Genomic DNA, 26,379 nt, shown 5'->3' on the forward strand with positions numbered 1-26,379 from the left:
ATTTTTAAGGAGTTTTTTGTAAGTTTATGAATGTGCTTCTAAGAAGCTATCTTTTTGTTGACGTTGTGCAACAATGGTTGGCAGCATCATGCCAGCAATAACGAGAACAATCCCAATAATTTGTACAGTAGTTAGAGGTTCATGTAAAACAATAACGGAAACAGTAACCGCCACTGGTAATTCGATGGCACTTAAAATAGAAGCAAGCGCACCACCGATTTTTGGAATAGCAATCGAAAATAAATAAATCGGCAATATAATACCGAAAAGACCAAGTGCTAGTCCATATTTCCAGAGGCCTTGCATGAATAATTTGCCGTTCCAAATAACCTCAGGGTTAAGGAAAATACTAATCATAATAAGGGCCACAAAGGAAACGATTAATACCCTTGTTGTGGTAGTAACACCCTCGACAGGTCGGGAATTAAATTGAATGAAACATGCAAAAGTAACCGCTGCTGCAAAACCGAATAGCCACCCTTGAATAGGGATGTCACTTAAATCTACATTTAATACACCAGCAGCTAAAATGGTTCCTATAAATAAGATGACGATTGAAATCACTTCAGGTCTACTTGGTAATCTTTTATGAAGAGCACAATCAATCAGCAGACCAATCCATGTAAATTGGAATAACATGACTACTGCAAGAGAAGCAGGAAGATACTTTAAAGATTCTCCATATACAATCCCTGTTGCCCCCGTAAAAATCCCAGTACATATTAAAATAAGTAAGCCCTTTTTGGACGGACTTGGTAATGTTCTGTCTGTAAAAATAAAGATAGCTATTACGAGTATAAAGCCAATAATATACTGGCTTGAAACAGCCTCTGCTGATGTAAAGCCATGCTGCATAGCTACTTTGATAATAGTCGACAAAATCCCGTAACTACTAGAAGCAATGACAATCAAAAGAGGGTAAATAAAATTATTTTTCATCTATTCGTATTTCACTTCACTTCCTAAAACTGTTTAACCATATGGTGAAAAGGCTCATCAATTATTGACCATGGCTCCGTAATAACAAAGCCTAAGCGTTCATAAAGACGGCGAGCATCTTCTTTTTCGGTTTCAACATTTAATGATAATTTTGTATAGCCACGCTGCTTTGTCAGTTCTTCGGCAAATTGTAATAGCAATGTTCCGATTCCTTTACCACGTGCAGCTGGTGCAACACAAACTGTATCAATGTAAGCCTCATCTTCATGGGCTTCCTGGTCAATAACAATGGATGGCGCATTTTTTGCTTCAAGCCATTTAACAAGGTTAGCATCCATATGAACGGCTTGTTCGCCGTAATAATAAACGAGAATCCCCAAAATCTGTTCATTTTCAGTAGCGACAAAAGTATTTAAATAAGAATGTCGATTGTCTTCTTGTTGAAAAAGAACGGTCAGCTCTTGTATCACAGCCTCCGTTGATTGCTCACCAGTTAACCGATTAGCAATATCGCCAATGGCGTCGATAATTAAAGGCACAACAGCATGGGCATCTTGTGGTTGCGCTTGTCGAATTGTAATACTCATTTTGATAATCCCTACCTTTCTATAGGCAAGTATAACAAAGATAGGGGATGACTCAAGTTATCCATCCTCTCGTAAAGAAATGCCAAAAGTAAAAACCTTTATAGAATGACAATTTTCGTGTTAATCTATAATGACTAGACTTTCAGGAGGACTATCATGACAAAGCAAGAGAAGGATTTTATATTAGTCTATGGAGATGCTTTTATTGACTATATTGCTGATGATGTAACAAACACATCATTTACTAAATATATGGGTGGCGCAACGGTCAATGTTGCAGCGGGTATTAGCCGCATTGGTGCGCCTTCCGCATTAATTACAATTACGGGTGATGACGAGGGCTCGCAATTTGTGAGAGATGGGCTTGCCCAAGAGGGTGTGAAACTGGATTATGCCGTATTTGATCCAGCAAAACGAGTAAGTGGTGTTTATGTGCATCTAACAGAAGCATGTGAGCGAATTTTTAAGGATTATGTTGATGAGACACCCGATTTACAAGTTGAACCATCACAGCTAAATGTAGCAGCTTTTAAGCATGCCTCTGCTTTAACGGTGTGTTCAGGCACAATGTTCCATCCAACAGCCCTTGCTACAACACGAGCAGCAGTAGAAATGGCTAAGGACAAGGGTGCAATTATTGCAATGGATGCAAATATCCGTCCTTTACGTTGGAGCAGTGAAGAAATTTGTCGAGATACGATTACATCATTTTTCGAGGATGTCGATATTTTAAAGGTGACGGATGATGAGCTATTCTTCCTGACAGAGACAAGTAGCTTAGAAGAAGGTATCGAGCAATTAAATAGCTATTTAGTGCCTATTATTTTAATTACCGTAGGAGAGAACGGGACTTATGCAGTCCTTAATGGTGAGGTTATCCATGTACCGACTGAGAAAGTAGTGCCTGTGGATACTACAGGTGCGGGAGATGCATTTATGGCAGGTGTCCTACGTGATGTCCATTATAATGGTTTACCTACAACAAAAGCAGAACTAGTGCGTTGTACAAGCTTTGGCAACAAATTAGGAGCTTTTGCCGCAACAAAAGCAGGTGCTTTAACGGCTCTACCATATTATGAGGATATTAAGCATTTACTAAAATAAACATGTGAGGCGTGGAGAATATGGAGAAAAACTACGATGTTTTAGTAAAGGATCAACTGTTCTTTGGCGGTGCAAAAGATGCAGAGGCTGCATTTACACAAGAATCCGTTGATGTTGTGATAGATGTTCGTGTTCAAGGGCTATCCCTTCAAGAGCAGGAAACAGTTCCTTATTCTTATAAACATATGCCTATAGCAGATGAAGATAGTGAGGTAGCATCATCCATCCAACAAGTAGCGAAGGAAGTTGCTTTAGCCTATGAGACAGGGCAGAAAGTATATGTTCACTGTGGAAGTGGTGGCGGTCGTGCAGGTGTTGCAGCTACCGCTGTACTAATGGAGTTGGGAATGGCCAATTCTTTAGAGGAAGCAGAGGCAGCAGTTAAAACAGCTCGTCCACAAGTAACCATTCGCCCAAAAATGGAAGATGCTCTGCAAAAACTTTATAAATAATAGAGAAGATGTACTAATTAAGGTACATCTCATATTTTTGAAAAACAAAACCATCAATAGAATTTTTGTGAAAGGTGAAAATGGTTTCCGTTGCAGGCTACTTGCTTTCCTGTGGGCGAGCGCCGAATCGCTTCCTCCGCTATCGCTCCGTGCAGGGCTTCGCCTATCTCGCTATCCCACGGGAGTCAAGTAGCCTTCCACTCCAACCTACTAAAGTGTTATCTTTTTAGCAAAGGTTTTCAGCTAAAGTGAAGATGTTCACTATTCTTTATGAAGAGGTGTTGTCACGCATCACTTCTCCACATTAAAAATAAGTGCCTCTCCTCTCTCTAATAAGACAAATAGTGGGCTATTTTGTTCACTACTACTAGTATGAAAGACATTTTCAGAATGGTTGATTGGAGTGGAGCCAGCGTCACTCCAAGGGGATTTAGCGTCACAGAGGAGACCCTGGAGCGAACGGAAGTGAGTAAAGCGGCTCATCGGACGCCCCCTGGAAAGGACGCTGGCGGAACGGAAATCAATCCCTCACCTTGCAAAGTTGTTTTTTCTGCTGTTGACACCATCTTTTTTCAACAACATGAGATGTACTAATTAAGGTACATCTTTTTTTTATGGTGTAAGAGATATTTTGTTCTATACATATTAGAACAAAGTTGTTATAGTTAGTATATAACAAATAATGAGGTGATCTGTATGATGGAGGAATTAGCAAAAGTTCCATGGGCAGTTATAGCACCGCTCATCATCGTTCAAATTATTTTGATGATCGTAGCACTTATTGATTTACGTAAAATTCATGCAACAAACGGGCCTAAAATTCTTTGGGTATTTATCATTATCTTTGCTAATCTATTAGGGTCAATTGCGTACTTTATAGTGGGGAGAAAGCAGTCATGACAACTTTACTTCAAGTTACAGGTTTGACCAAGCAATTTGCAGAGCACAAAGTTGTAGATAATATTCATTTCAACTTAGAGGAAAAAACTTCTACGGCTTTAATTGGTCCAAATGGAGCTGGCAAGACAACGACTTTATCTATGTTAACGGGGCTTTTAAGACCGACTGCTGGAAGTGTAAAGATGCTAGGTAATGATTTACGTGCGAATATAGGTTTTTTACCACAATATCCACAGTTTCATCCTTGGCTAACTGCGTTAGAGTTTACAGAAATGGCTGCAAGGTTGAATGGTGTAGCAGCCAAAAAGGCTAAATTAGAAGCACAAAAAACCTTAGAATTTGTAGGGTTAGGAGATGCCCAACATAAAAAGATAGCCACTTTTTCTGGTGGGATGAAGCAGCGACTTGGTATTTCCCAAGCAATAGTGCATAAGCCTAAATTACTGCTATTAGACGAACCTGTTTCAGCATTAGATCCCGTTGGACGTAGAGAAGTGCTCGATTTATTAAAAGGATTACAACAAGAGACGACTATTTTATACTCAACGCATATTTTAAATGATGCTGAAGAAATGACAGACCAACTATTATTCTTGCAAAATGGCAAGCTCGTAGAACAGGGAACATTACGTGAGGTACGGCAACGTTTTGATGAGCAAAATTATGTTATTGAATTTGGCAGTGAAGAAGAGGCTAAGCTTTTTGCAAATCCATCTAATCATGTAATCGGTTGTTATGTCTATATTGAGATAGTGAATGAGGAGCCAACGATGAAGAAGTTGCTTCAACGTTTAAGTGAATGTCCTTATACAATTAGAAAGGTAGAGCGACAGACAGCATCTCTGGAAGAAATTTTCATGAAGGTGGCGAAAAAAGCATGAGAGGATTCAATGTACTTCTGCAAAAGGAATTTAGAGAAGCATGGCGGAGTTGGAAGTTTCTATGGATTCCTCTTGTGTTTGCTCTGCTTGGAATGAATGATCCACTAACAAACTACTATATGATGGATATTTTAAATGCTGTTGGGAATGTACCAGAGGGCTTTGAAATGCTGATGCCAGAATTAATGCCACTTGATTTAATTCAAGCTGCTATCGGGCAGTTTCAAACGATCGGCTTATTGGTGATGATGGCTTCGTTTGTAGGGGCTATTAGTAAGGAACGAGCTAATGGTATGGCAACATTATTATATGCTCGGCCCATTTCATTTGGCGCATATTTTTTAAGTAAATTTGTTGTCATGAGCACCATTTGTTTTGTTAGTGTTTTAGCTGGGTTTGCTGCTAATGTCTATTATACAAGTATTCTATACGGAACGTTGGACATTGGTGCACTGTTAATAAGCTTTTCGACGTACTATATATGGTTGCTATTTGTGATAGCTGTTACGTTAATGATGAGTGCCAGTTTTAAAACAGTTATTGCTACTACATGTGCATTTACAGTGATTTTTGTTGGGCAAATCGTCGATATGATTGTAGGAATCTTTTGGACAATATCACCGTGGAAACTAGCAAGTTACGGAATTGCGAAATTTCGAGGAACAATAGAGGTGTCAGATTACTGGTGGAGCTTAATAATTACGCTAGCATTGACAATCATCTGTATCAGCATTGGCATCGTGATGATGAAAAGAAATGCGTCTATGACAAAAATCTAAAGAATATAAAACGGTAAAAACCAACTTATAATGGGTTTTTACCGTTTTTCGTTTTAAAACATCCCACCATTTATAAGTAAAATTAGTCCCAAAAAGAACATAATCCAAGAAAGGGTAGAACTTGTTCTTTGATCAAAAAGTGTTTGAATTTTTCTTAAAGGTTTATTCATAAATCGGCGGAATAATAGATGTAAGCACAGTAGGATAATCCCTGGTGCTATCATTACCAAATTGTAACCTGCCAATAAAGGTAACCATTCATAAAACGTTAATTGATTACTCGTTAAAATACCTATTGCAGCGAAATAGGGAAGGGCGGTTGCAACTTCTAAAATAGAAGTTGTGAAACCTAAGGCTACCATAGAGGTCACATGTAAAGACTTTGGTTTAGGTGCTCCATTTGCCTTTCTCTTTGGTACTAACCAACTGCCGATAAATAAAATTGCTCCCACAATGGTCATGATAAATCGAGCTGAGTAGCTAGTTAGCAAATTAGAAATCGGGTCAAAGATGACGCCTAGACCTAACATTAAAAAAATCCCAGTACTAAAGTAAAACAAGGCAACAGTCATTAAATAGGTTAATAAAAGGCGGATTTGCTGCTTTTTAGCTACAAGCAATACATAGACAGACACACCAATAATAGAAGGACTAAACATGTCTAATAAAGCTAAGGTACCTATCAGTAGCAACATTTCTATGTTCATGGTTGTGACTTTCCTGACGCCTGTTTTTTTGATTCATAAATATGAAAAGCCTGCTCAATAAAATGTAGAAATTCTTCCTCTAAAGGATATAATCCTATTTGCTCAGATTTGTGAGGTGACCTTCGTATAGTCCACATCTTCTCTAAAAACGCATCATTTCCTTTGTATTCTACTTCGGTCTTTTCCATCATTCGTTTGATAATAAACTGAACGGAATCTGCTTCAGGGCTTTCCTTACGAAGCTGCTTTAATTGACCCAATAAGCCAATCCACTCTAAAGAACTAGGATCATTTCGGTTTAAATTAGGCAATTTTTGAAAAAGGTCCATTTCGGCAGCTGCAAAAATCTGCTGGCGGAAAGCTTGCTTTTTATCTCGTTCTTGACTCGAAAGCTTAATGTACTTTTGGATAAGGGACTCTGTTAATCCACCTTCGATAGACGAAGCATTCTTTAATCCAAGGATGGCGTTCTTCATCTGCTGTAGTTTCTTTTGTTCCTCTGCTACAAAAGCTAGCTGATGGTCTAAACTTGCTTCCCACTCCCACGAATTATTGATAAGTGTCTGAATTTCTTTCAACTTGAAACCTAATGTTTTTAAAAATACAATTTGTTGTAATGTTTTTAGCTCATTCTCGTCATAAATCCTGTGTCCCCCCTCGGTCTTTGCTATAGGAAGTAACAAGCCAATCTCCTCATAGTAACGTAATGTGCGAACAGAAATACCAGTTTGTTTTGATACATGATGAATCGTAAGCAAAATAACGAATCCTCCTCCCTGTTAATGACATTATATAAAATGACGTAACGTCACTTTCAAGAGGGAATGTAAAACTACATTCTTGGAATCTCCATAACTTAGGAATATAATGGGGGTGTAACTCGAAATTTGTCAAATAACTCGGAAAATATATAGACTACTATAGAAAGAAGGGACATGAAAAGTGGGAACTGAAAATTCCGATCGTTTCCTGACAGCGTTTAATCGGATAGATCATAGATTACGAGATATTGTAGGTGCTAAAGATTTTATGCCTTTTTATCGACTTATTGATCAAGCAAAGAAAAAGGATGTCTTGGTGAAGAAATATGAAGATGATCTACGCTCCTATGCCGACTTACGAAATGCGATTGTGCATCATCGTACCTCTTTACATTATGTGATTGCAGAGCCACATACCGATGTTGTAGAACGAATTGAATACATAGATGCTACTCTCGCTAAGCCAACGCTTGTGGGGCAAATGTTCCGTAAAAGAGTACTGATTTTTCAAGAAAATGATTCTTTAAAACATGTTTTAAAAGTGATACGTCTGCGCAAATATACACAATTTCCCGTTTATTATAATAAGCAATTTAAGGGGCTAATCACGACAGTAGGAATCACCAATTGGCTTGCTTCAAAGATGGGTGGCGATCATTTACCAAAAAGAATTCCAACATTGCATGATATTTTAATGCATGAGAAAAATAGAGTGAATTATAAATTTGTCAGTAGATCTATATCCATCTATGAGGCTGAGGAGATATTTAAACAGGGGGTCGAAAGAGGGAGGCGATTTGAGGCATTATTAATAACGGAGCATGGTCAACCACATCAAAAATTACTCGGTATTATTACACCATTAGATATTGTCAAAATTGATTAACAAAAAACGAGACTAGACAAGCAATTAAGGGCTTGAATGTCTCGCTTTATCTTTTAAGCTAATGTACAGGGAACCATTTGTTTGGACTTGAGCAAAATAAACTTCTTCTACGGAATGCACATTTTGCTTTTTCAATTTCTTCATGACCCAATCTTCTGTCAGCTCTATTTCAACAATATTTTCTATAATAAGTTGACCATCAGAAATGACTTCTGTAGGAAGATAAGTAGGCGGTGATACATCTGCTTTAACATCCTGCTTTGTAGCCACCTGTTCAGAGGTTTTTTGTAGCACACTGAGTTTCCCGTTCGTTTCTAGTAAGGCATATTCAACGTCCTGTACAGAGAAAATGGCTTGTTCACGTAGCATCATTGTCAGCTCATCTAGATGAAGACGATTTTTTTGTAGTGCTGATTCTAATATAAGACCTTTTTGAATAACAATCGTTGGCTTATCATCAATGAGAACGCGAGCCTTTTTAGATTTAATCGTAATAACGGTCATCAAATACGTTAAGGCACTCCACCAAACAAGGGAAATCATACCATCTAAAAATGGTGTTTCTTCCTGAGAGGCAATTTCTGAAGCGATCGAACCAAATGTAATGCCGGTAATATAATGGAAGAATGTTAACTGGCCCAATTGTTTTTTTCCAAGTATACGTGCCAGAATAAGTAATGCAAAAAATGAAAGTGTTGTTCGAAGAATCATTTCCCAAAAGTGAGCATGAATAAAGCTTTCCATGCATATATCAACTCCTTCTACAGCTGTCAAACTATAGCTTGTGCAAAATGGTCGATAGTATGCGACAATCATGTATAACCAAAATAAGAGTGAGGTGGCAACATGAATAAACAATTAAATGTAACAAATCCAATGTATCCAATTATGATTGCAATCGGTGTTGCTCACCTTATCAATGATACGATGCAAGCTGTTATCCCAGCGATGTTTCCTATATTTAAGAGTGAATTAGGTTTGACCTTTACACAAATTGGTATGATTTCTTTTGTTTTAAACATATTTGCTTCTGCCTTACAGCCTGCTGTAGGCTTTATCAGTGATAAAAAACCAATGCCCTATGCTTTACCTATAGGTATGATTAGTTCATTTATAGGGATTGCCATTATAGCGTTTACAACAGAGTATTGGATTATTATTATTGCGGTATTATTTATCGGCTTTGGTTCAGCTATCTTTCATCCTGAAGGATCAAGAGTTTCATTTATGGCAGCTGGCTCTAAAAGAGGACTTGCTCAGTCTATCTATCAGGTGGGGGGGAATTCAGGACAAGCTCTTGCACCGTTAATTAGTGCTTACATCTTTGATATTCTCGGGCAACGTGGTGCTGCGATTATATTAGTCATTGCAACGTTCGGTATCATTTTATTAAGTAAAATTGCAACATGGTATAAAAAACAATTGGAGCAGGAGCGTATAGCGAAGAAAAAACGTGTACTCGTCTCAACATTGCCTCCTTTAACAAAGAAACAAGTAGGAATTGCGTTAACGTTATTATTTACAATTATTTTTGCACGATCATTTTATACAACAAATATAACTAGCTTTTATGTGTTTTATTTGATGGATCACTATGATGTCAGTCTTCGACTAGGGCAAATATTAATATTCACCTTTATGGCATTTGGGGTAGTAGGTACATTTTTCGGAGGCTCTTTATCAGATCGTATTGGTAGAAAGAATGTCATAATTCTTTCTGTTGTAGTACCAATGCCATTTTGTTTAGCATTGCCTTATGTACCATTATGGACCGCTATGATATTTTTAGTCATTATCGGTACATTAATCATGATTAGCTTCTCCGTAACGGTGGTCTATGCTCAAGAGCTAGTTCCAACAAAAATTGGCACAATGGCAGGTTTAACAACGGGCTTTGCTTTTGGTATGGGAGCAATAGGGGCAATGGTTATCGGGGTTTTAATGGATCATAAAGGCATTGATTTTACAATGATTGTCGTTTCATTATTACCTTTATTATTACTAGTAGCCTTCTTCTTACCGAAGGATAAACCAGCATCTGCTGCTGTCTAATAAAAAAACGCGTATCTACGCGTTTTTTTATTCTTAGTGTTGAAAAACAAAACAGTCAATTGAAAGGTAGAAATGGATTTCCGTTGCAGGCTACTTGCTTTCCTGTGGGCGAGCGCCGAATCGCTTCCTCCGCTACCGCTCCGTGCAGGGCTTCGCCTGTCTCGCTATCCCACGGGAGTCAAGTAGCCTTCCACTCCAACCCACTGACTTTTTAGCAAAGGTGTTCAAATAAAGGGAAGGTGTTCACTACTCTTTATGAAGAGGTTTTGTCACGCTTCACTTCTCCACATTGAAAATAAGAGCTCATCCCCTCTAAGAATACAGATAATGGGCGATATGATCGCTATGCTACTATGAAAAACAGTAAAGACACTTTGCAGAATGGTTGATTGGAGTGGAGCCAGCGTCACTCCAAAGGGATTTAGCGTCACAGAGGAGACCCTGGAGCGAACGTAAGTGAGTGAAGCGGCTCATCGGACGCCCCCTGGAAAGGACGCTGACGGAACGGAAATCAACCCCTCGCCTTGCAAAGTTGCTTTTTCTGCCGTTGACATCATCTTTTTTTATTGTCTTAATGGCGCTAAAAATTCTGCTGGCAGTTTCTCCTGATCGACTACATAGCCCTCTGAAATATGAACTTCATGCATTTTATCGTTGTAAGTAAATTTAAAGATGCCATTGTCAAAATCTGTGCCAATTTCTTTGAAAAATATACCCTCAATCGATACATATTTAGGACATGTAAATGCTACTTTAAAGTTATCCTGCTCTTTAATTAAGTAAGCACGTACTCCTTTTTCATATGTTTCATTTGCATCATCGTCTGTTGGGCGTTGAACAGCTACAATATGAAAATCAACAAAAGGAACTTCTTTTAACAGTACATTTAGGAACGAACCTTTAGTAATTTCCTCCCAACGGCTTTGTGCGCTTTGCCCTACGATAATTTGCGAAATGCCATAATTCTTTGCGACTTCTGCAATAACTTTTTGTATGGGGCGTTTTTCATTATCTTGCAAAATAAATTTTTCAACCTCAAGCTCATCTGATAACTTCTTCCATTGCTCTATATAACTAGATTTCTCTGCGTCAAATGCATCAAGGGGTTGCGAATCGACTGAAAGAATATAGAGTGGGCAATCAAGCATTGTGGCCATCTTATGACCACGATGTATTAAACGCTCGCCATTTAAGCCGTAGTAAACACAAACTAATATACTTTCATCCAAACGCCCTTTTACATGCTTCATAAAAAATGTACACCTCTTATCTGTTGGTATTTTGTTAATTTCACTGTTGATTTTGAAAAAATTATCCTAAAACAGCTAAAATCAATGCTGTTACAGTGCATTATGCTCATTTATAATGTATACTTAAAAATGTATAAAAGTTAACGGAAATATATTGGAAAACCCTTGAAGGATGAAGCTTAAATCAATAATTTGAAATTATTTAATTTATGCATTCTGTGCATCAAAGCTAAATTGCTTTCATATGCCACACTATTATGCAGTGAGTTAAATAGATAGTCAAGTGTCTTCATTGTGCTGATATAAACTAAGTTGTAACTGTATAAATTATCTGATTTTCCACAAGTTATTTAGGCTTGCATCGGGTTAGAAGTGACTAAATAACTAAAATAACCATTTTTATAAACGATAAGGCACTTTAACACCCCACCACATTCCTTTAAAAAATTTCAAGAATACATCTAATATGTTACTTAGCTTGAACAAATTTCTAAAGTCTTAGCACTTTACATGCCAATCACCACAAAAATTTGCTAGATGATTTTGATAGTAGGAGGTTTTCATTTGGTCACAGTTCTCATCGCAATACTTTTGCCATTTGTTTGTGCTGCACTGATTCCATTGCTTTACAGGCGACTAAGGCGTGTCACACATCTTGGCTGGTTTGTTTTATCTGTTCCATTCATCTTATTTCTTTTACTCGCTCGCTATATTCCTCAATTAGCCGAGAGTAAAACGTTTATTCATACATATGAGTGGATTCCCTCTTTTAATATAAATTTCACAACTTACCTAGATGGACTCAGTATGATTTTTGGTCTGCTGATTACTGGTGTAGGTAGTTTAGTTATTTTATATTCTATTTTTTATTTATCAACGAAAGAATCTCTTCATCATTTTTACTGCTATTTATTACTATTCATGGGCGCTATGCTTGGCGTTGTTTTTTCAGATAACCTAATGGTATTATACACATTTTGGGAATTGACAAGTGTGTCATCATTCCTATTAATCGCATTTTGGCATCATAGAAAGGCATCTCGTGCAGGGGCCAAAAAAGCGATGATGATTACAGTCTTTGGCGGACTATCCATGCTTGCAGGCCTCTTAATGCTCTATGTAGCTTCACATACATTTAGTATTCGTGAAATTGTAGCGAATGTAGAGATTATACGGGATCATGCTCTATTTACGCCAGCCCTCATTTTAATTTTACTAGGAGCGTTTACAAAGTCTGCACAATTTCCATTCCACATTTGGTTGCCTGATGCTATGGAGGCCCCAACACCTGTTAGTGCTTACTTACATTCCGCAACAATGGTTAAGGCAGGCATTTATTTAGTTGCTCGCTTTTCACCAGTTTTTGGCGGAGAAGCAACGTGGTTCTGGCTAGTTAGTGTTATCGGTCTAGTTACATTATTCTGGGGTTCATTTAATGCGGTTCGTCAAACAGATTTAAAAGCTTTATTAGCCTTTTCAACAGTGAGTCAGCTTGGCTTAATTATGAGTCTATTTGGTCTTGGGTCTGTTGGTCACTATTATGGCTATGGTGAAGATTCTATTTTATACACACAGGCAAGCTTTGCAGCACTATTTCACCTCGTGAATCATTCGACTTTTAAAGGAGCCTTATTCATGATGGTTGGAATTGTCGATCATGAAGTAGGTACTCGTGATATTCGTCGTCTCGGTGGCTTAATGTCTTTAATGCCTATCACTTTTACAATCGCAGTCATTGGTGGCTTCTCAATGGCAGGACTACCACCATTCAATGGCTTTTTAAGTAAGGAAATGTTTTTTGCAGCAGTATTGGCTATTCGCGATGTAGAAGCATTCTCTATTGCTGATATAGGGTTATTTTTCCCATTAGTAGCATGGGTGGCAAGTATTTTTACCTTTGTCTATAGTTTGATTTTAATTAGTCGTACATTTTTGGGTAAACTACAGCCTGAGAAGATCGATAAAAAACCACATGAAGCTCCACTTGGCATGTTAATTTCGCCAATTATTTTATGCTTGTTGGTAGTTGGTATCTTTTTCTTCCCGAATGTGTTAGGTCACTATATTTTAGAGCCTGCCATGGCAAGTATTTATCCTACATTCCCGACTACAAGTGAATTAACACCACATATCCATGCATGGCATGGCATTAATGCAGAGTTATTGATGACAGTAGGTGTCATTATTATTGGGATTATCTTATTCAAAACTTTAAAAAGCTGGAAGCCACTCTATCGTCTGTTTTCACAAAAGTATACGTTTAATACGTATTACAATCGAATGATAGAGATGAGTGAAAATGGCTCACAGAAGCTTACTAATAAATATATGACAGGTAATTTAACACATTATTTTGTCTATATATATGTATTTTTTATTGCACTTATAGCTGGTTATTTTGTTTGGTCAGATGCTATGACTTTTAATTTTGACAAAGATTCCGCTATTGAATACTACGAGTTAATCCTTGTATTTGTCATGATCTTTGCAGCCGTTTGGATGATTTTCGCAAAGGGTCGAGTGACAGCGATGTTGCTTAATGGTGTACTAGGCTATTCTATTGCCTTCTTCTTTGTTATTTTCCGTGCACCAGATCTAGCTTTAACACAATTAGTTGTTGAATCGGTCACAACAGCTTTATTCCTTTTATGTTTTAAATATTTACCAGATTTAATGCCAGAGGTACCACGTAAAAGGGTTCAATGGTCAAAAGCATTGATTTCTATTTTTGTTGGGGCAACCGTAACAATTGTTGGTTTAGCAGTCGTACACTATGATCGCTTTGAACCAGTGGCTACTTACTTCAATGATGCTTATGAATTGGCTGGCGGTTCCAACATCGTTAATACAATATTAGGGGATTTCCGTGCTTTTGATACGATGCTAGAGGTTGTTGTTCTTCTGATTGCTGGCTTAGGGGTCTATGCTCTGACAAAGCTTAAGCCACGAAAGGAGGAAGCAGATCATGAAAATTAATGATGTGATTTTAAGGACCATCACCAAGGCAGTCGTGTTCATTATTTTAACACTCGGTGTGTATTTGTTCTTCGCTGGGCATCACGCTCCTGGTGGTGGCTTTATAGGTGGTCTGGTGTTAGCCTCGGGCATTGTTTTATTATATCTAGCCTACGATATTGAAACTGTGCATAAAGGGATGCCTTTCGACTTCAAAAAAGTTGCAGCTCTTGGTGTATTGCTTGCAACTGGAACTGCAATAGGTTCGTTGTTTTTCGATGTACCATTTTTAACACAAGCACATACGTATATAGATGTTCCTATATTTGGGAAAATGGGTTTTTCAACTGTCACTATTTTTGAAGCGGGTGTGGCTTTAACAGTGGTGGGGGTTGTTGTAACAATTATTTTAAGTATAAGTGAGGATGAGTAGCCAATGGAGTCTTTAATACTTGTTTTAGTAGGTATATTAGTAGCTGTTGCGACGTACTTAATCCTCTCGAAGCAGTTATTGCGTGTTATTTTAGGTACTGCTGTTTTATCACATGCTGCCCACCTACTGATTCTGACAATGGGAGGTCTAAAAAAAGGAGATGTACCATTATTAGGGGAATCAGAGGGACCATATACAGATGCGTTACCACAAGCATTAATTTTAACAGCTATTGTCATTAGCTTTGCTGTCACTGCCTTTGTTCTCGTTTTAGGCTATCGTGCGTACAAAACAAATGGTTCAGGGAATTTTGATGAATTGAGAGGTACGCCGGATGAGTAATATGATTGTTTTACCATTAATTGTACCGGTAATTACAGCTATTTTACTGGTGTTTTTAAAAGAGCATGTGATGTTACAACGTATCATCAGCTTATTGACATTGAGCTTTATTATTATCATTAGCATCATTTTATTAGTAGAGATTCAAGAACAGGGTGTGATGCGCATTGATTTTAGCGGTTGGGCACCTCCATTTGGAATCTCATTTGTTGCAGATTCATTTGCGACACTTCTAGTGTTAGTTGCAAATCTTGTAGCCCTCATTTGTATGTTATATGCAATTTTTACGATGGAGCTAAGGTATGAAAAAATGTATTTTTATTCATTTACCTTACTCATGGTAGCGGGCGTCAATGGTTCATTTTTAACTGGAGATATTTTTAACTTATTTGTATGTTTTGAAGTAATGTTGCTCGCTTCGTATGCACTTATCAGCTTAGGTGGCGAAAAAATTCAGCTACGTGAAGCATTGAAATATGTACTCATCAACATTGTTGCCTCTTGGATTTTCTTAGTGGCGTTAGCTTTTCTGTATGGAACAGTCGGCACTTTAAATATGGCTCATATCTCCGTTCGTGTAATGGAGGCAGGAGTTAATCCACTTATTACAACAGTGGCGCTTATTTTCTTAATCGTCTTTAGCTTGAAGGCTGGACTTTTATTATTCTTCTGGTTGCCAGGCTCATACAGCGTACCACCAACTGCCATTGCTGCTTTATTTGCTGCTTTATTAACAAAGGTAGGGATCTATGCACTTGTACGTAGTTTTACATTGCTGTTCCCTAATAATACTGAGGTCTCACACACAGCGCTTGGCATCATGGCTGTAATTACAATAATAGCAGGATGTATCGGTGCTCTTTCAAGTCGTGATGTTAGAACGATAGCCTCCTACAATGTGCTAATTGGTGTTGGCTTTATAATAGTTGGACTAGCGGTTGGCACTGAGTCAGCATTACAAGGTGTTATCTATTATTTAATGCATGATATGGTAGCAAAGGCTATGTTGTTTTTAGCAGTTGGTATGATGATATATGTCACTGGGGAAACAGTAATTGATAAAATGAGTGGACTGATTCGTAATTATCCTTTCTTTGGGTGGCTATTCTTTATAGCGATGTGCTCATTAGCTGGTATACCACCATTAAGCGGTTTTTTAGGAAAGGTTTTAATTGGACAAGGTGCGATAGAAGGTGGCCATTTCGTTCTATTAGGTCTAGGGTTTTTCTCTAGTTTAATTGTTTTATATTCACTGCTACGGATATTTCTTTCTTCCTTTTTTGGTGAAACGATTATTAGCTTAGAGGATGAAAAACCTTTACCAAAACGTATATTGTTGCCATTAACATTACTGGCTGCCTGTACAATTGGTTTAGGTATTGGGGCAGAAAAATTGGCACCCTTTGTAACAGATGCAGCTGAAACACTTTATACACCATCTATCTATATCGATGCAGTTTTAGATGGCGAACAATGGCAAGGTGAGGTGAATAAATAATGGCGATGCAGTTTATTTTAAATTTATTTATCGCAGCACTTTGGTTACTCCTACAGGATGAAGTGACACCACAATTTTCGACATTTTTGATGGGCTTTTTTGTAGGTATGGGTATTCTATATGCAATGCATCGCTTTTATGGTACTCAATTTTACTTGCGAAGAGTCTTTTCAATCATTAAATTATTATGGCTGTTTAACTGGGAGCTATTTTTATCAAGCTATAGTGTATTAAGACAAATCACTACACCTAAGCTAAACATTACGCCTGGTATTTTCACATATAAAACTGTACTAAAGGGAGACTGGGAGATTACAGCACTTGCATTACTGTTAACATTAACACCTGGCTCTGTCGTCATGGAAGTGTCTGAAGAGGGCGATGTTTTTTATATCCATGCCATGGACATAGAACAGTCTAAGGATGCTGTTATACGATCAATTGGAAAATTTGAGCAAGCAATAATGGAGGTGACACGCTAATGATTAACAATATATTACTTCTTGCACTTGCTTTCTTTAGTATTTCCATTGCGCTGTCATTGTATCGTGTTATCCGTGGCCCATCAATGCCGGATCGAGCAATAGCTCTCGATACAATTGGTGTTAATCTATTATCGGCTATTGCGATTGTCTCTATTATATTGAAGACGAAGGCATATTTAGAGGCTATTCTTATTTTAGGTATTTTAGCGTTTATCGGAACGATTGCCTTTACAAAATATATAGAAAGAGGTGTGATTGTTGAACGTAAATCAGATGATTGAATGGGCGGCAGTTATCCTTATTCTTATAGGTTCCATCGTGAGTGTGATTAGCGCATTTGGAATGATTCGCTTACCAGATGTCTATACACGATCACATGCTGCTACGAAAAGTTCTACGTTATCAGTTTTAACCTGTTTATTAGGAGCGTTTATTTATTTCTGGGTGCATGACGGTTTTGTTAGTGTACGGCTCATTTTAGGTATTCTTTTCGTCTTTGTGACAGCACCAGTCGCTGGACATTTAATTTGCCGTGCAGCCTATCGTTCTCACGTTCCATTAGCAGAGGGCTCTGGAGAGGACGAATTAAAGTCAAAATTATTTCCTGAAGAGCATTCGATAAAATAGAGATAGAAGGAAGACTGTTTGCCCTAAAGCAAACAGTCTCATAGTCTTGAAAAGCAAAACCATCAATAGAATTTTTGTGAAAGGTGAAAACGGATTTCCGTTGCAGGCTACTTGCTTTCCTGTGGGCGAGCGCCGAATCGCTTCCTCCGCTACCACTCTGTTTAGAGGCTCGCCTGTCTCGCTATGCTACTATGAAAATAAGTAAAGACATTTTGCAGAATGGTTGATTGGAGTCGAGCCAGCGTCACTCCAAGGGGATTTAGCGGCTCATCGGACGCCCCCTGGAAAGGACGCTGGTGGAGCGGAAATCAACCCCCTCACCTTGCTAAAAGGTTGATGGATAGATTTTTACAAGGGGGGATACAATTCTGAACTAGATGAGAGAGTAGTGGATTCTAGTCAGTAATCATTGGGCAATTCAAGTGGAAAAGGGAAGTTGATCGGTTTAATCAACTTCCCTTTCAAATTATTCAGCTTGAAAAACTAATTGATAGCCAGAGCCTCTTACCATAACAATTTTTGCTGTGTGTCCTGGGATCGTTTCCAGTTTTTTTCTTAAATTACTGATATGAACTCGTAATGCTTGTGTTTGTCCAAAGCTATCCTCGCCCCATATAAGTCGATACAGCTCAGCAGCGGGAAAGGCTTGATTACTATGCTGTGCTAAAAAGGATAAAATTTGAAATTCCTTTGTTGGTAAAGTTAATACAGTATCACCAATTGAAACTTTCCCTGAGTGTATATGAAAGTGTAATGTGTGAATAATTTTAGTTCCTTCATTCACAGAAGTATAATCAATTGGTTGTATCAACTTTTTATGACGCTTCCGTTCAAGTAGCCGCTCAATGGTTTTTAAAAGTCGGCTGTGGTCAATGGGCTTTAAAATATAATCTATAGCCTGTACATTAAAGGCCTCTAAAGCATAATTTTCATATGCTGTAACAAAGACAATATCCATGTAGCTTGAGACATCTTCTATTTTAGAAGCAAACTCAAGACCGGTCATTTCGGCCATTTCAATGTCTAAAAATAGAATATCAGGTTTTAATATATCAATATTTACTAAACCATCCTTTGGATTCTGGAAGGTTCCAATAATCTCAATAGAGCCACTTGCCTTTAGCATGGATTCTAATAAACGAATGGCTAAAATTTCATCATCTATAATAACTGCTTTTAACAAGCTGCTCACATCCTTTATGTAGTAATTATCGGAAATCTTATTTCAACAGTCGTTCCTTCATTTTCAAGGCTATCAAAATGGATAGTAGCGTTATCGAATTTTTTTAATCTTTTAGAAATATTTAGAATACCAATACCTTGACTAGCGGTTTTTTCACCGTTTTGAATTTGCTGTAAAAGCTCTGCAGATATACCAATGCCATTGTCTATCAGTTGGAAAATCACCATTTGCTTTTCCTCCTTTATAACTAATTGTAGCCTGCTATGCCCTTTTCCTACTTTCAGACCATGAAGAAGTGCATTCTCCACTAAAGGTTGAAGCAATAAAGGAGGAATAAGACATTGAATAGGCTCATCCATGCAAATTTTAAATTCTAATTGCTCTGGATATCTAGTTCGATGAATATTTACATAAGCCTCAATAAGACTAAGCTCCTTTTCTAAAGGAACAAGACTGTTGGCATTTTCAAAGGCAAAACTATTACGCAAAAATGTAGCAAAATCTGTAATCATTGTCCGTGATTTATCTAAGTCTAAATAGCTAAGTGAAAGAATGGAATTTAAGACATTATAAATAAAATGCGGTTTAATTTGTGCTTGTAAAAACGCGGTTTCCATTTTCACAGCTGTTTCTGCAGACTCCTTCAATAAAAGAAGATTACGAACTCTTGTCTTAAGCTCGGTAGCATCCAAGGGCTTATGTAAAAAGTCATTTGCACCAGATTGAAAGGCTGCAATCATATCCTCTGGGCGAATCGCTGCTGTCAACATTAAAATAGGTAGCTCTGTAGACGTGTAATTTTGTCTAACCTGTTGGCAAATCTCGTAGCCAGAAATAGTGGGCATCATAATATCCAAAATTAATAAATCAATACTAGGGTGTTGTGTAAGGTATTCAAAAACATGGTGTCCATTATCAATTGCTATAATGGAATAGTTTTCTTGCGTCAAAATATCTATTAACACCTTTAAGTTAACAGCGTCATCATCCACAATTAGGATTTTTTTCTTCCCTATATTTTCAACAATATGTGGGAATGTTAGGAAGGGATGTTGATATGTTTGGATTGGCATTGATGGTAATTCCTCGTTTGTAGGCTGTGCTTTTCGTAATTTGATTGAAAAGGTTGCGCCTTGTCCAACAATAGATTCTACAAAAATTTTTCCACCCTGCCGCTCAACAAGCTCCTTTGTAATATGTAAACCTAATCCACTCCCATCAATTGAATAGTTGAATTGTTGAAATGCATTAAAAATAGTTTTTAAATTTTCTGGCGCTATCCCACAGCCAGTATCCTTTATTTCAATCACTAAAAATGACTGTTTCTCATAACAAGTTATATCAATTTTTCCTTCATTTGTATACTTCACTGCATTATGAATTAAATTATATAAAATTTGGCGAAGGCGATTTTCATCTGCTTGGACAAAGGTTCCCCGTTCAATATGATTATAAATTTTTACATTTTTGCTGATCGTATAGGATAGCACTTCTACAGTCATATGTGTAATTGCATATAAATCTACAGAGGTCATACGCAGTGTTAATTGGTTCTCCTTCAGCTTTGAAAAATCAAGTAAATCATTGACTAAATAGGATAGACGTTCAGCAATATTGAAAATAAGTGATACTTTTTCTTTTTGTTCGTCCGCGGAGATGGGAACGCTATTGTCTTTCAGCATAGACTGCGAAATGCCAATAATACCATGTAAAGGTGTTTGGAATTCATGGGATGTTTTAGCAAGAAATTCATCCTTTAATTTATCTACACGGATAAGTGCCTCTGTTAGCTTGCCTTTTTCTAAATAAGAATCTGCAAAACGATGAGAAATATATAGTGAAAGCATTGTTAGGCAAATAAATGGCAACAGCGGTGGTAGGGCATTCAGTTCTAGATTAATATTTGTATTTAACGTTGCAACGATAAAATAAAGCAAAATGGCTAATGAGCTTAAAGTTAAATACATTACACCAGTAGCACGTTGGTAAATTGCCATAATTTGCGCATAGAAAATATAAACAATATTTGCGAATACATATAATGAGTTAATATTCTGAAATAGCGAATTAATTGATGTGGGAAGCATTGCAACAAGAATAAGAAGGGTTCCTACAGCGCAAAGCACTTTCACAACCAAACGATTCATATGTTTTTTTAGAGCACGGTAAAAATATAACAATATGAAAAGACCGACAGCTATACTAGAGATCATTTGCATTTTCTGAAATGGTGCGTAGGGCATATCTATAAAGGCTAGTAATAACTTTTCCCCATGTGTAAGGGTGTAGAGACCACTTGAAAAGCAAAATAAAGCAAAATAAAGCTGCTCTATACCAAATTTTGAATAAAGATAAGAGCCAAAAAAGTAGATAAACATTGTTAAAAAGCCTGCTAAGGTAATTAAATCGTAGAATAGTGCACCCTCTCGTAGCTTGGCAATACTAGATTGATCTCCTAAAAAAATGGAGCTAATAATTCCTCCGCCGGGTGCATAATCAAAATTTGCCACATGTACAATCAATTCAAGTTCTTTTTTATCAGGCGAAAAATAAGCAGTATATGGAGTATTGTGTGGTATATAACTGCTATCCTCAGCTGGCTCTCCGCTGTGCCCAACTCGCTTTCCGTTAATATACAATGCGTTCGACATACGGATGTTACTTGTCTTAATCCCTAAAATATCTTCGGTATCATCGATTAAAACCTTGAGACGATAAGTCCCGCTATCAAATACAGGTATTTGTTGCCCATCAATTGTATATTTTGTCCATGCTGAAGGGACATCGACAAGATAGCTTTGATAAGTATCAAAGGCTTCACCGTCAACTAAATGATTCGGGATGAATGACCACTCTCCATCCAATTTGATAGGCGTATTATCGTTAAATGTATGATGGCGTAAATCCATCACACCTTTAATCGCTTGTTGCCCATGCGACTTAGGTTGAGTTAAGAAAAAGGTAATGCCTGCTATCAGCATTGAACCAATAATAATTGCGAACAACAACGATAATTTTTTCATTATAAAAATCCCTTTCAAATGATTTAGTTGGATTATACAAGATAACTTACGCCATTAATATAAAATTCCTACTAACGATGAAATCAAACTATTGTGAGCTTAAATGATGATGATCAATCCCTGTATCTGAACCGCCTAATTTAAGTTGTTTTTATGATCGAGGAATAAATAATGATAAAACGGAAAATAGTAAAGTTACCTTATAGAAAGAACGAAAGAAAAATAAATTGACTTATCAGAAAATTATGTATAAAATATTTAGCTAAAAATTTTTTAGTTTATCTTGATTATTATTTCAAAAGAGTATATCTTAATTAGCAGATAGATTTTTTATTCTTCAATATGAATAAATATCCAATCGACTATTTTCGAGAAATGTATTCTCATACACAATAAATTATAAATAAAAGGAGTTACTGAATATGAAGAACAAGTTATTCATCACAATGCTTGTATTAGTAATAGGTGTTCTTGCAGCATGTGGCACTAAAGATAATAATGCAAGTGATACAGGATCTACTACTGATACAGAAGGTAAGCAAGTATTAAAAGTTGGAACTTCAGCAGATTATGCACCATTTGAATATGTGGATGCAGCAAAAGGTGAAGAAATTATTGGCTTTGATATTGATTTAATTAAACTCGTTGGTGAAAAAATCGGTGTTGAAATGAAGGTGCAAGATATGGATTTCAATAGTCTAGTACCAGCTTTACAAGCAGGAAAAATTGATGTCGTTATTTCTGGTATGACACCGAACCCAGAGCGTGAAAAAGTGGTTGATTTCTCTGATAAATACAATGAAACAGAGCAAGTAATACTTGTTAAAAAAGATAGCGGTATTAAAAAAGAAGCTGACTTAGCTGGTAAAAAAATAGGTGTACAGACAGCATCTATCCAAGAGAACTTAGGTAATGCAATAGCGAAAAAGGTTGATGTAAAAGTCGAAGGGCGTACACGAATTCCTGAGATCGTTCAAGATATGATGTCTAAACGTTTAGACGCAGGTATTTTAGAGGGTGGCGTTGCGAAAGGCTATTTAAAAACAAATGATCAATTAGAAGCTTTTCCTGTAGAAGAACAGCCTGAAGATTTCAAAGCAATCGCTGTGCCAAAAGGAAGCGATTTAAAAGATAAAATTAACAAAGCATTAAAAGAGCTAGCTGAAGAAGGCAAAATTCAAGAGCTAGAAGAAAAATGGCTAGAAAAAGTTGAATAATAATTGCGTGCGATAGCTCTATTTTTGGGCTATCGTTTGTGCTTTTCATTTTTATCCACTATATTTCTTCCAAATTTGTTTTTGGTACAAAAAACAAAGCTACATCATGATGAAAAAGAAAGGAGGGAGCGCTGTGAATTTAGATTTTACAGCTATTGTTCCCTCTATTCCTTATATTTTAAAAGGGATAGGTGTTACACTTCAAATTGCAATCGGTGCATCCATCATCGGTTTTATCGTAGGTATACTTTTAGCATTATGTAAAATTGGTAAAGTGAATTTTTTACGTTGGTTTGCTGATTTCTATACGTCGATTTTCCGCGGTACACCACTTGTATTACAATTACTGATTATTTATTATGCAGTACCACAATTACTAGATATTCAAATTGAACCCATTCCAACAGCGATTATTGCTTTTGGTTTAAACTCAGGTGCATATATTTCAGAAATTATCCGTGCGGGTATTAATGCAGTCGATAAAGGACAAATGGAAGCGGCACAGGCACTGGGTATTCCATATGCAAAAATGATGAAGGATATTATTATTCCGCAAGCAGTGAAAAATATTTTACCATCTTTAGTAAACGAATTTATTACATTAAATAAAGAAACGGCAGTTGTGACAGTAATCAGTGCATTAGATATTATGCGTCGTGCCTATATTGTAGGGGGTTCGACATATCGTTATCTTGAGCCATTACTTTTTGCAGGAGTAATCTATTACATCATGACGCTTGTTTTAACGTTCCTTGGTAAACGAATCGAGAAAGGAATGAGAAAAAGTGATTAAAATTGAAGATTTACACAAATCTTATGGACAGAATGAAGTATTAAAAGGCATTTCAACTGAAGTTAAAGAAAAAGAAGTAATTGCTATTATTGGACCTTCTGGATCAGGTAAATCGACATTTCTTCGTTGTTTAAACTTATTGGAAACTCCGACAAGTGGAAAGGTAACGATTGCAGGGGATGTCCTAACAGATAAAGGGACAAATATTATGAAAATACGTGAAGAAGTAGGGATGGTATTTCAGCATTTTCATCTTTTCCCTCATAAAACAGTTCTTGAAAATTTAACATATGCGCCAATTAATGTAAAGGGTATGGATAAGGCTACTGCTGTCAATAAAGCAGAAGAGTTACTAAAGAAAGTAGGTCTGTTTGAGAAGCGTCAAGAATATCCAAATCGCTTATCAGGCGGACAAAAACAACGTGTTGCGATTGCGCGAGCACTTGCTATGAATCCAAAAGTTATATTATTTGATGAGCCTACATCGGCACTTGACCCTGAAATGGTGAAAGAGGTATTGGCTGTAATGAAAAACCTCGCAGATTCTGGTATGACCATGCTGATTGTGACACATGAAATGGGCTTTGCTCGTGAGGTTGCTGATCGTATTCTTTTCCTTGATGGCGGCAAGCTTATTGAAGATGCTTCACCAGAGCAGTTTTTTACAGCGCCATCAACACAGCGTGCTAAGGATTTTTTAGAAAAAGTTTTATAAAAAATAAAAGGCATTTAGCTTCCCGTCTAGGCGAATGCTAAATGTCTTTTTTATTGAATGGACATTTCGAATTGAGCCTGTAAGGTTTCTAAAGTAAATAGCTCCTCAATATGATAGGCTCCTGATGGATGATTGTTGTTAAGGAGTTCTTTCGCAATAAATGCTGCAACTTTCGCTGTTACGAGAGATTCATCGCGTTCTAGAAAGTCTAATGTATAACTTGTTTCTTTGTGATGCTTTTTTCCAATGGCTTGTATTTGTATACCACACACATCAGAACCAATTTTAATTTTTTGAATAAGTGAAGCGAGCAAGGTTTGGATACGGTCAAATTTTAATAAGTAAGCAATTCTACTTTTTTGTAAAAAGGATACAAATCTATTGAGCGACTCTACATCAAAACCTAATCTTGTTTCGATAGGAATAGAAGGAAAATGCTTTGTTAATGTGTGCTGGTCAGAGAAATTAAATTGATACACACTACGTTTTCCAATCTTCTTAAATTTCACGGTTCTCTTATTAGTGAAATTAGCAACTCTCTGATTGTTGTAGCTACTGAACGGTTTATTTAATTGATGCAATATCCAAAGAATTGCTGCAGTGCCATGCGTATCGCCTGCCCCGAGTAAGATAGAAATATGCAGCCCCTCTACGGAGGATAATTGCTTTGCAGCATGCATGGCCATTAAATTGGTCAATCCTGGAGCCATACCAACACTAAATACGGCTGTTGAATGATTCTGTTCAGCTAGTAAATGGAGTGCCTCTAACTTTTTAAGGAAGGTATAGCTTGCAGTAATATCGATATACATAATCCCTTCATTTAAGCAAAGCTGTGCAAATGCAGTATCTTTTTGCTCTAAACACATAATAACCAGTGCTACATTATTTAATTGCTCTGGGTGCACTTTTTTCGACACATCCAATTGTAGAGGTCTTACTAAGTTATTGTGCTGGGCGCAGAAATCCTTTGCCTTTTCTATATTTCTTCCGGCAATCCATATTCTGTTAGGATAGCTTTGCAACAATAATTTTGCAATTTTCCCTCCCACTTCACCATAGCCTCCGATGATTAAGATATTCCCATTTTTCATAAAGTAGTTTCTCCCTTAATAGCGACTAAAGCGTCAATCATATGTGTTTTAAAATATGGAAGGATTGTCGTAAAACCAGCCTCTTTCAGCAAATCAATAAGCAATTCAAGAGTAATCGGGTGAGTTGTCATGCGAAAGGATTGTTCAAAGCGTTCCCAATGATCCTCGCTTATTCCGTTATGAAGCATGGAACTTCGCCAATAACGAAGCTCGTGTTTGAATGTTGGGGAAGTTAAATCAGCATTAATCGATGAGATAAATAACACACCATTTTCATTTAAGCTATCCGCAATTTTTTGAAGCATTGCCCTCTTCTGGTCCAAGTCTTCAATAAAATGTAAAACTAAATGACAACTAGCTACATCGAATAACTCATTCACTCTTAGGGAGAGTAAATCCTTATCAAGCCACTTAATAGTAAGCTCGTGTGGTAGCGATTCAATTTGTTTAGCAGCCAGATCCAGCATTACCTTTGAGGTATCGACTGCTGTGAAATGGGCAGAAGGAAAGGATTTGCCTAATGTGAGTAATTCCTGTCCGCCACCAGCACCTACTACTAAAAATTTATTTGCAGCAGTAAAATTGTGAAGTATACTGGCCATCATGTCATAGATAAGATCATAGCCTATGATTTTTTGTCGAATGGACTGTTGATATGTGTTGACAGAAGGACTGTCCCAGTTATGTAAAGATCTATTCATTAAAATACCTCCAAA

27 protein-coding genes are annotated in these 26,379 nt (G+C 37.1%); 17 read left to right on the top strand and 10 right to left on the bottom strand.

Features of this window, described 5'->3' with window-relative positions:
• Positions 1-24: 24 nt before the first annotated feature.
• Together JTI58_RS09690 and JTI58_RS09695 are read right to left on the bottom strand one after the other, a co-directional pair.
• A complete protein-coding gene (locus tag JTI58_RS09690; protein WP_205446403.1) occupies positions 25-939 on the bottom strand; it encodes an EamA family transporter in 915 nt (304 codons plus the stop codon).
• A 23-nt stretch (positions 940-962) separates the two neighbouring features.
• Positions 963-1,526 carry a GNAT family N-acetyltransferase gene (locus JTI58_RS09695; RefSeq protein ID WP_205446404.1) on the bottom strand — a complete coding sequence of 188 codons (564 nt, stop codon included), beginning with the start codon at positions 1,524-1,526 and terminating at the stop codon, positions 963-965.
• Positions 1,527-1,682: 156 nt separating this feature from the next.
• Between JTI58_RS09695 and JTI58_RS09700 the strand changes: the two genes are divergently transcribed.
• The 5 genes from JTI58_RS09700 to JTI58_RS09720 all read left to right on the top strand — a co-directional run bounded on the left by JTI58_RS09700 (position 1,683) and on the right by JTI58_RS09720 (position 5,642).
• On the top strand, positions 1,683-2,630 hold the full coding sequence (locus JTI58_RS09700; RefSeq protein WP_205446405.1) for a carbohydrate kinase family protein: 948 nt from the start codon (positions 1,683-1,685) through the stop codon (positions 2,628-2,630).
• Between the two features lie 20 nt (positions 2,631-2,650).
• Complete coding sequence (locus tag JTI58_RS09705; protein WP_205446406.1) at positions 2,651-3,082, top strand: protein-tyrosine phosphatase family protein; 432 nt, start codon at positions 2,651-2,653, stop codon at positions 3,080-3,082.
• Between the two features lie 696 nt (positions 3,083-3,778).
• On the top strand, positions 3,779-3,982 hold the full coding sequence (locus tag JTI58_RS09710; RefSeq protein WP_016992404.1) for a PLDc N-terminal domain-containing protein: 204 nt from the start codon (positions 3,779-3,781) through the stop codon (positions 3,980-3,982).
• The gene (locus JTI58_RS09715) at positions 3,979-4,863 is read left to right on the top strand and encodes an ABC transporter ATP-binding protein (RefSeq protein ID WP_205446407.1); all 885 of its coding nucleotides are present in this window, start codon (positions 3,979-3,981) and stop codon (positions 4,861-4,863) included. The genes JTI58_RS09710 and JTI58_RS09715 overlap by 4 nt, the downstream gene beginning before the upstream one ends.
• Positions 4,860-5,642 carry an ABC transporter permease gene (locus JTI58_RS09720; protein ID WP_205446408.1) on the top strand — a complete coding sequence of 261 codons (783 nt, stop codon included), beginning with the start codon at positions 4,860-4,862 and terminating at the stop codon, positions 5,640-5,642. Before JTI58_RS09715 ends, JTI58_RS09720 begins: the two co-directional genes overlap by 4 nt.
• 53 nt (positions 5,643-5,695) lie before the next feature.
• On the opposite strand, the gene JTI58_RS09725 is transcribed toward JTI58_RS09720, so the two are convergent.
• The gene (locus JTI58_RS09725) at positions 5,696-6,349 is read right to left on the bottom strand and encodes a GAP family protein (protein ID WP_205446409.1); all 654 of its coding nucleotides are present in this window, start codon (positions 6,347-6,349) and stop codon (positions 5,696-5,698) included.
• A complete protein-coding gene (locus tag JTI58_RS09730; protein WP_205446410.1) occupies positions 6,346-7,107 on the bottom strand; it encodes a MerR family transcriptional regulator in 762 nt (253 codons plus the stop codon). The genes JTI58_RS09725 and JTI58_RS09730 overlap by 4 nt, the downstream gene beginning before the upstream one ends.
• Positions 7,108-7,291: 184 nt before the next feature.
• Here JTI58_RS09730 and JTI58_RS09735 point away from each other — a divergent pair, with 184 nt between their 5' ends.
• Positions 7,292-7,996 (top strand): CBS domain-containing protein, encoded by a 705-nt coding sequence (locus JTI58_RS09735; protein WP_205446411.1) that lies wholly within the window; start codon positions 7,292-7,294, stop codon positions 7,994-7,996.
• A 24-nt stretch (positions 7,997-8,020) separates the two neighbouring features.
• On the opposite strand, the gene JTI58_RS09740 is transcribed toward JTI58_RS09735, so the two are convergent.
• A complete protein-coding gene (locus JTI58_RS09740; RefSeq protein ID WP_205446412.1) occupies positions 8,021-8,740 on the bottom strand; it encodes a YetF domain-containing protein in 720 nt (239 codons plus the stop codon).
• A 102-nt stretch (positions 8,741-8,842) separates the two neighbouring features.
• Here JTI58_RS09740 and JTI58_RS09745 point away from each other — a divergent pair, with 102 nt between their 5' ends.
• Positions 8,843-10,048 (top strand): MFS transporter, encoded by a 1,206-nt coding sequence (locus tag JTI58_RS09745; protein ID WP_205446413.1) that lies wholly within the window; start codon positions 8,843-8,845, stop codon positions 10,046-10,048.
• 563 nt (positions 10,049-10,611) lie between these two features.
• Here the strand turns inward: JTI58_RS09745 and JTI58_RS09750 are convergent.
• Positions 10,612-11,298 (bottom strand): adenine nucleotide alpha hydrolase family protein, encoded by a 687-nt coding sequence (locus JTI58_RS09750; RefSeq protein ID WP_205446414.1) that lies wholly within the window; start codon positions 11,296-11,298, stop codon positions 10,612-10,614.
• 564 nt (positions 11,299-11,862) lie between these two features.
• On the opposite strand from JTI58_RS09750, the gene JTI58_RS09755 reads away from it, so the two are divergent.
• The 7 genes from JTI58_RS09755 to JTI58_RS09785 are packed head-to-tail and all read left to right on the top strand — an operon-like array spanning position 11,863 to position 17,638.
• Positions 11,863-14,274 carry a Na+/H+ antiporter subunit A gene (locus JTI58_RS09755; RefSeq protein ID WP_205446415.1) on the top strand — a complete coding sequence of 804 codons (2,412 nt, stop codon included), beginning with the start codon at positions 11,863-11,865 and terminating at the stop codon, positions 14,272-14,274.
• Complete coding sequence (locus tag JTI58_RS09760) at positions 14,264-14,686, top strand: Na(+)/H(+) antiporter subunit B (protein ID WP_205446416.1); 423 nt, start codon at positions 14,264-14,266, stop codon at positions 14,684-14,686. The genes JTI58_RS09755 and JTI58_RS09760 overlap by 11 nt, the downstream gene beginning before the upstream one ends.
• Before the next feature lie 3 nt (positions 14,687-14,689).
• Positions 14,690-15,028 (top strand): Na(+)/H(+) antiporter subunit C, encoded by a 339-nt coding sequence (locus JTI58_RS09765; protein ID WP_004233143.1) that lies wholly within the window; start codon positions 14,690-14,692, stop codon positions 15,026-15,028.
• A complete protein-coding gene (locus tag JTI58_RS09770) occupies positions 15,021-16,526 on the top strand; it encodes a Na+/H+ antiporter subunit D (protein WP_205446417.1) in 1,506 nt (501 codons plus the stop codon). Before JTI58_RS09765 ends, JTI58_RS09770 begins: the two co-directional genes overlap by 8 nt.
• Positions 16,526-17,008, top strand: a complete 483-nt coding sequence (locus JTI58_RS09775) for a Na+/H+ antiporter subunit E (protein ID WP_205446418.1) — start codon at positions 16,526-16,528, stop codon at positions 17,006-17,008. The genes JTI58_RS09770 and JTI58_RS09775 overlap by 1 nt, the downstream gene beginning before the upstream one ends.
• A complete protein-coding gene (locus tag JTI58_RS09780) occupies positions 17,008-17,292 on the top strand; it encodes a Na(+)/H(+) antiporter subunit F1 (protein WP_205446419.1) in 285 nt (94 codons plus the stop codon). The genes JTI58_RS09775 and JTI58_RS09780 overlap by 1 nt, the downstream gene beginning before the upstream one ends.
• Positions 17,270-17,638 (top strand): Na+/H+ antiporter subunit G, encoded by a 369-nt coding sequence (locus tag JTI58_RS09785; RefSeq protein ID WP_205446420.1) that lies wholly within the window; start codon positions 17,270-17,272, stop codon positions 17,636-17,638. The genes JTI58_RS09780 and JTI58_RS09785 overlap by 23 nt, the downstream gene beginning before the upstream one ends.
• Positions 17,639-18,104: 466 nt before the next feature.
• Here the strand turns inward: JTI58_RS09785 and JTI58_RS09790 are convergent, their stop codons facing one another.
• Positions 18,105-18,821, bottom strand: a complete 717-nt coding sequence (locus JTI58_RS09790) for a DNA-binding response regulator (protein WP_205446421.1) — start codon at positions 18,819-18,821, stop codon at positions 18,105-18,107.
• A 14-nt stretch (positions 18,822-18,835) separates the two neighbouring features.
• Entirely contained in the window at positions 18,836-21,844 is a 3,009-nt protein-coding gene (locus JTI58_RS09795) for an ATP-binding protein (RefSeq protein ID WP_205446422.1), read from the bottom strand.
• A 422-nt stretch (positions 21,845-22,266) separates the two neighbouring features.
• Here JTI58_RS09795 and JTI58_RS09800 point away from each other — a divergent pair, with 422 nt between their 5' ends.
• The 3 genes from JTI58_RS09800 (at position 22,267) to JTI58_RS09810 (ending at position 24,569) form a co-directional block, all read left to right on the top strand.
• Positions 22,267-23,061: a transporter substrate-binding domain-containing protein gene (locus JTI58_RS09800; protein ID WP_205446423.1), complete on the top strand. Its 795-nt coding sequence runs from the start codon at positions 22,267-22,269 to the stop codon at positions 23,059-23,061.
• Between the two features lie 133 nt (positions 23,062-23,194).
• Positions 23,195-23,854, top strand: coding sequence for an amino acid ABC transporter permease (locus JTI58_RS09805; protein WP_036075291.1), 660 nt, complete (start codon positions 23,195-23,197; stop codon positions 23,852-23,854).
• Entirely contained in the window at positions 23,847-24,569 is a 723-nt protein-coding gene (locus tag JTI58_RS09810) for an amino acid ABC transporter ATP-binding protein (RefSeq protein WP_205446424.1), read from the top strand. Before JTI58_RS09805 ends, JTI58_RS09810 begins: the two co-directional genes overlap by 8 nt.
• Before the next feature lie 50 nt (positions 24,570-24,619).
• On the opposite strand, the gene JTI58_RS09815 is transcribed toward JTI58_RS09810, so the two are convergent.
• Both JTI58_RS09815 and JTI58_RS09820 read right to left on the bottom strand, forming a co-directional pair.
• The gene (locus tag JTI58_RS09815; protein ID WP_205446425.1) at positions 24,620-25,663 is read right to left on the bottom strand and encodes a saccharopine dehydrogenase family protein; all 1,044 of its coding nucleotides are present in this window, start codon (positions 25,661-25,663) and stop codon (positions 24,620-24,622) included.
• Positions 25,660-26,364, bottom strand: coding sequence for a class I SAM-dependent methyltransferase (locus JTI58_RS09820; protein WP_205446426.1), 705 nt, complete (start codon positions 26,362-26,364; stop codon positions 25,660-25,662). The genes JTI58_RS09815 and JTI58_RS09820 overlap by 4 nt, the downstream gene beginning before the upstream one ends.
• Positions 26,365-26,379: the final 15 nt, after the last annotated feature.

It is taken from the genome of Lysinibacillus fusiformis, assembly GCF_016925635.1.
GTDB classification, from domain to species: Bacteria; Bacillota; Bacilli; order Bacillales_A; family Planococcaceae; genus Lysinibacillus; species Lysinibacillus fusiformis_F.